Source organism: Streptomyces sp. NPDC059456, from assembly GCF_042750055.1.
In the GTDB taxonomy this organism is placed as follows: domain Bacteria; phylum Actinomycetota; class Actinomycetes; order Streptomycetales; family Streptomycetaceae; genus Streptomyces.
In genome coordinates this window covers 1-4,600 of record NZ_JBHYVA010000507.1, presented here as the reverse complement: position 1 = coordinate 4,600, position 4,600 = coordinate 1, and the positions used below count along the sequence as shown (strand labels likewise).

Annotated in this window: 5 protein-coding genes and 1 pseudogene; 4 read left to right on the top strand and 2 right to left on the bottom strand. The window is 74.0% G+C overall.

Annotated features, from left to right (window positions below; all coding sequences use genetic code 11):
• Positions 1–1,050 (bottom strand): annotated as a pseudogene (locus ACFXA3_RS31845) (saccharopine dehydrogenase family protein); the annotation flags it as partial.
• 140 nt (positions 1,051–1,190) lie between these two features.
• On the opposite strand from ACFXA3_RS31845, the gene ACFXA3_RS31840 reads away from it, so the two are divergent.
• On the top strand, positions 1,191–2,150 hold the full coding sequence (locus ACFXA3_RS31840) for a helix-turn-helix domain-containing protein (protein ID WP_385192433.1): 960 nt from the start codon (positions 1,191–1,193) through the stop codon (positions 2,148–2,150).
• A 306-nt stretch (positions 2,151–2,456) separates the two neighbouring features.
• Here the strand turns inward: ACFXA3_RS31840 and ACFXA3_RS31835 are convergent, their stop codons facing one another.
• Entirely contained in the window at positions 2,457–2,903 is a 447-nt protein-coding gene (locus ACFXA3_RS31835; protein WP_385192430.1) for an ArsI/CadI family heavy metal resistance metalloenzyme, read from the bottom strand.
• A gap of 87 nt (positions 2,904–2,990) precedes the next feature.
• On the opposite strand from ACFXA3_RS31835, the gene ACFXA3_RS31830 reads away from it, so the two are divergent.
• The 3 genes from ACFXA3_RS31830 to ACFXA3_RS31820 are packed head-to-tail and all read left to right on the top strand — an operon-like array spanning position 2,991 to position 4,599.
• Positions 2,991–3,356, top strand: coding sequence for an ArsR/SmtB family transcription factor (locus ACFXA3_RS31830; RefSeq protein ID WP_385192428.1), 366 nt, complete (start codon positions 2,991–2,993; stop codon positions 3,354–3,356).
• A complete protein-coding gene (locus ACFXA3_RS31825; protein WP_385192425.1) occupies positions 3,353–4,183 on the top strand; it encodes an aquaporin in 831 nt (276 codons plus the stop codon). Before ACFXA3_RS31830 ends, ACFXA3_RS31825 begins: the two co-directional genes overlap by 4 nt.
• Positions 4,180–4,599 carry an arsenate reductase ArsC gene (locus ACFXA3_RS31820; RefSeq protein WP_385192423.1) on the top strand — a complete coding sequence of 140 codons (420 nt, stop codon included), beginning with the start codon at positions 4,180–4,182 and terminating at the stop codon, positions 4,597–4,599. Before ACFXA3_RS31825 ends, ACFXA3_RS31820 begins: the two co-directional genes overlap by 4 nt.
• Position 4,600: the final 1 nt, after the last annotated feature.

Genomic DNA, 4,600 nt, shown 5'->3' with positions numbered 1-4,600 from the left:
CCCCGACCGGGGGCCCCTCCCACTGGGGCACCTCCCGGGCTGGGGGGGCTAACTTGCGTGTGGGCGGCGGGGGGCGGGGGCGCGCGGGCGGGGGGAGGGGGGGCGGCGGGTGTGGCGGGGGGCTCCCGATTCCACCGCGAGGGGCGCGGTGACGGCGTAGATGTCCCGGCCGCTCGCCACGGCGCGCCGCTCGGCGTCGCCGGAGCGCACCACGACGTCGACGAGGAAGGTCTGCGCGGACCGGCCCTGCTCGTCGACCGCGGTGGGAGCGGGCGAGTCCGCGGCCACCACGCCGCCCGCAGCCTCGACCGTCATGTAGGTGCGCACCTCGGGAATGGGCAGGTGGCTGGGGACGGTGACGACGTCGGCCATCGTGAACCCGCCGAGGACGCTGCGCGGCCCCACCGGGTCCGGGAAGGGCCACTGGAGGGTGGGCAGTTCGTCGTCGTGGTACTCCAGCCGCCCCCCGGTGAAGCGGACGCGCCTTCCGCCGCGGCGCTCGGCGGAGACCTTGCCGGCGGCGCGCGTCCCCTCCGTCGGGTGCCAGCCGTCCAGCCCGTACGCGATGTGCGCCTCGTCGGCCGTCTCCCAGTCGCCCATCGCCGCGGTGACCATCAGGTCGCCGAGGCCCCCGTAGAAGGCCATCGCGGGGACGATCACGGTGCCGGCGTCCCGGGCGCGGTCCGCGAACTGCGCGAACGTGTCGGCGTTGGCCTCGATCTCCGCCGCGACGTCGACGTACGGGATCCGGGCGCGCAGGGCCGCTTCGATCACGGGCGCCGCTGTCGTGGCGAACGGGCCCGCACAGTTGACGACGGCCGCCGCCCCGGCCAGTGCGCGGTCGAGCGCGTCCGGGTCGTCGACCGGCGCGGGGCGGACGTCGAGCCCGAGCCCGGGGTGCTCCTGCGCGAGTGCGCGGAGCTTGTGGGCGTCCCGCCCGGACAGGACCGGGACGAACCCGCGTTCCCGGAGCCGGGCCACCACGAACCTGCCGGTGTGTCCGTACGCCCCGTACACCGTGACCGTCGCGTTCTCCGCGGCTGTCGCCATCTCCGTCGCCGTCGCCGGCTGCCCCGTTGCCATGACTCGTCTCGTCTCCCGTGCTCGTACTGATCGACTGCCGCCATCCTGGCCCGGTGGAACGCCGGGCCGTGAGTGTCCCGAACGACACGCCCCGTACACTTTCGGACATGGGATCTGTCGCGCTGGCCGCCACCGACGGGATGCTCCACTTCGAACTCTCCGTGGCCATGGAGGTCTTCGGCTCCGCGCCGGCCGCGGTCACCGTCCCCTGGTACGACCTGACGGTCTGCGGGACGGACACGGTGCGCTTCGGCCGGTTCAGCCTGGAACCCGACCACGGCCTCGACCGCCTCCGGGACGCCGACACCGTGATCGTCGCCGGCTGGGCCGACGTCGACGTGGATCCGCCCGCCGAGCTGGTCGAGGCGGTGCGCGCCGCCCACGACGCGGGCGCCCGCGTGGCCTCGCTGTGCACGGGCGCGTTCGTACTGGCCGCCGCCGGCGTCCTGGACGGGAAGCGCGCCACCACGCACTGGGCGCACACCGACGCCCTGGCGGCCCGCCACCCGGCGGTGGAGGTCGACCCGGACGTCCTCTACGTGGACAACGGCAGGGTGTTCACCTCCGCCGGCAAGGCCGCGGCGCTGGACCTGTGCCTGCACCTCGTCCGCCTCGACCACGGCTCGTCCGTCGCCAACACCGTCGCCCGGCGCCTGGTCGTACCCCCGCACCGGTCCGGCGGCCAGGCGCAGTTCGTCACCGCCCCGGTGCCCGCGCAGGACGACCATCCCCTCACCGCCCTGCTCCCCTGGGTCATCGAACGGCTCGACCAGCCGCTGACCGTGGAGGACCTGGCCCGTCAGGCCCGGATGAGTTCGCGCCACCTGAGCCGGCACTTCCGGGCGGCGACCGGCACCACTCCCCTGCAATGGCTGCTGGCCCAACGGATCCGCCACGCCCAGGAGTTGCTGGAGCAGACCGACGACGGCATCGACGCCATCGCGGACTCCACCGGCATGGGCACCGCCACGACGCTCCGCCGGCACTTCAACCGCACCCTCGGCGTCCCCCCGGACACGTACCGCCGCACGTTCCGCGCAAAATCCCGCCGCCCCACGGAGCCGTAGGCCGCCGAACTGCGCCACACGCGAGAGCGGACGGCCGAAACGCCAGTGGCAGGCCGTGCAGGCGCACGTCACGGCCGCGGACGGCCGCTCGGGGGTGTCGCGGTCCGGGGTGGAGCCCACGGCCAACCCCGCAGTGATGATCCGCATGGACCCGCCCCGGTACGGGTTCGCACACCTCCCCGCCGACGAACACGTCAAGGCGGCGGGGCGTCATGCGGAACACCGGCGCCCGGTACGAGGGCGGCGGGGCCGCACCGTACGGATGGCACGGCGGAGCGACGTGCCGCCGCCTGCCGGCGGACCGGGTCAGGTCCCGGCGGTGGTGGTGCAGCAGGTCCGGGGGGCGGTGTCGGTGTCGGGCTCGGCGTCGGGCTTGGCGTCGGGCTCGGCGTCGGCCTTGACCACGTACACCTCCCACGGTTCGTTGCCCGGGCCGGTGATCCACACCTTGTCCTGGAGGGCGTGGCAGCACGTGGTGTCGTATTCCTCGGACGTGGCCAGGCCCGCCCCCGCGAGGCGGGCGGCTGCGGCGTCGACCTCCTCGGTGGAGGCGACCTCGACGCCGAGGTGGTCCAGGCGGGTTTCCTCCCCCGCCCGGCCCTCGATGAGGACGAGCTTGAGCGGCGGCTCGGTGAGGGCGAAGTTGGCGTAACCCTCGCGACGCTTGGCGGGCTCGGCCCGGAACAGCGTGGAGTAGAAGGCGATGGAGCCTTCGAGGTCGGCGACGCGCAGGGCGAGCTGGACGCGGGACATGGCGGTCTCCTCGGGGTGCAGGCTGTTTCGATGAATATCGATACAGTCGACGTTGCCACTCGATTCGACAGCTGTCAACATAGAGACATGTCGAAACAAGCTGGTCTTCCGTCGGCGTGCTGTGCACCGATGGTGCGCGAGCCGCTGGGCGAGGACGCCGCGGCCGAGCTGTCGCGGATGTTCAAGGCGCTGTCGGATCCCATCCGCCTGCGGCTGCTGTCGCTGATCGCCTCGTTCGCGGGGGGCGAGGCGTGCGTCTGCGACCTCACCGGTCCGTTCGACGTCTCCCAGCCGACGATCTCCCACCACCTGAAGGTGCTGCGGGAGGCCGGGCTGGTGGACTCGGAGCGGCGCGGCACGTGGGTGTACTACTGGGTCCTGCCCGGGGCGCTGGCCAGGCTGTCCGCCCTGCTGGAGATTCCGGCCGGAACCGAAGCGGCGGCCGGATCGTGAGCGCCGGGGCGCCGCTGATCCGGCGGGCGGCCGTCGAGGGGATCGGCACGGCCGCGCTGGTCGCGGTGGTGGTCGGCTCCGGCATCCAGGCCACCGGGCTGACCCGGGACGTCGGCGTACAGCTGCTGGCCAACTCCCTTGCGACCGTCTTCGGTCTGGGCGTGCTGATCGCGTTGCTCGGGCCGGTGTCCGGGGCGCACTTCAACCCCGTGGTCACGTTGGCCGGGTACGTCACCGGCCGCCGGGGCGGCGACGGCCCCGGCCTGCGCGAGGTCGCCGCGTACGTACCGGCGCAGGTGGCCGGGGCGATCGGCGGCGCGGTGCTCGCGGACGCGATGTTCGCCAGGCCGGCGGTGGCCTTCTCCACCCACGACCGGTGGGCCGGGCACCTGTGGCTCGGCGAGGTGGTGGCCACCGCCGGGCTGGTCTGGCTGGTCTTCGGCCTGGCCCGGGCCGGCCGCCGGGACCTCGCGCCCGTGCTGGTCGCCTCGTACATCGGGGCGGCGTACTGGTTCACCTCGTCCACCTCCTTCGCCAATCCGGCGGTGACCATCGGCCGGGCGTTCACCGACACCTTCGCCGGGATCGCCCCGGCCTCCGTCGTGCCGTTCCTCGCGGCGCAGCTGGTCGGTGCCCTCGTCGGTCTGGCCCTGGTCGCCGCCTGCTTCGGCCGCGCGGAGCCGGGCCCCACCGGACGGGCCGCCGCCCCGCGGGATCCCGCCGTGCCCGTACCCGCGCCCGCTGCTGCCCCCGTAGCCGCCTCGGCCGCTGTTCCCGTCACCGTTCCCGTCGCTGTTCCCGTCGAAGAAAGTGGCCTGCCCTCATGAGCCGTTCCGTCACACCGTCCGTGCTGTTCGTCTGCGTGCACAACGCCGGTCGCTCCCAGATGGGTGCCGCCTTCCTCACCCGACTGGCCGGGGACCGGGTGCAGGTGCGCTCCGCCGGCTCCGCGCCCGCCGACGCCGTGAACCCGGCGGTGGTGGAGGCCATGGCCGAGGTCGGCATCGACATCTCCGCCGAGGCGCCCAAGGTGCTCACCGTCGAGGCCGTGGCGGCCTCCGACGTCGTGATCACGATGGGCTGCGGGGACGCGTGCCCGTATTTCCCCGGGAAGCGGTACCTGGACTGGCAGTTGGAGGATCCGGCCGGGCAGGGCGTGGCGGCCGTCCGCCCGATCCGGGACGAGATCGAGCGCCGCATCCGCGCCCTGCTGGCCGATCTCGGCATCGCGGCCGCGGCATGAC

Coding starts and splice junctions, on each gene's coding strand:
- ACFXA3_RS31830 (WP_385192428.1), top strand. CDS start 2,991: ATGTCGAAACAAGCTGGTCTTCCGTCGGCGTGCTGTGCACCGATGGTG.
- ACFXA3_RS31840 (WP_385192433.1), top strand. CDS start 1,191: ATGGGATCTGTCGCGCTGGCCGCCACCGACGGGATGCTCCACTTCGAA.
- ACFXA3_RS31835 (WP_385192430.1), bottom strand. CDS start 2,903: ATGTCCCGCGTCCAGCTCGCCCTGCGCGTCGCCGACCTCGAAGGCTCC.
- ACFXA3_RS31820 (WP_385192423.1), top strand. CDS start 4,180: ATGAGCCGTTCCGTCACACCGTCCGTGCTGTTCGTCTGCGTGCACAAC.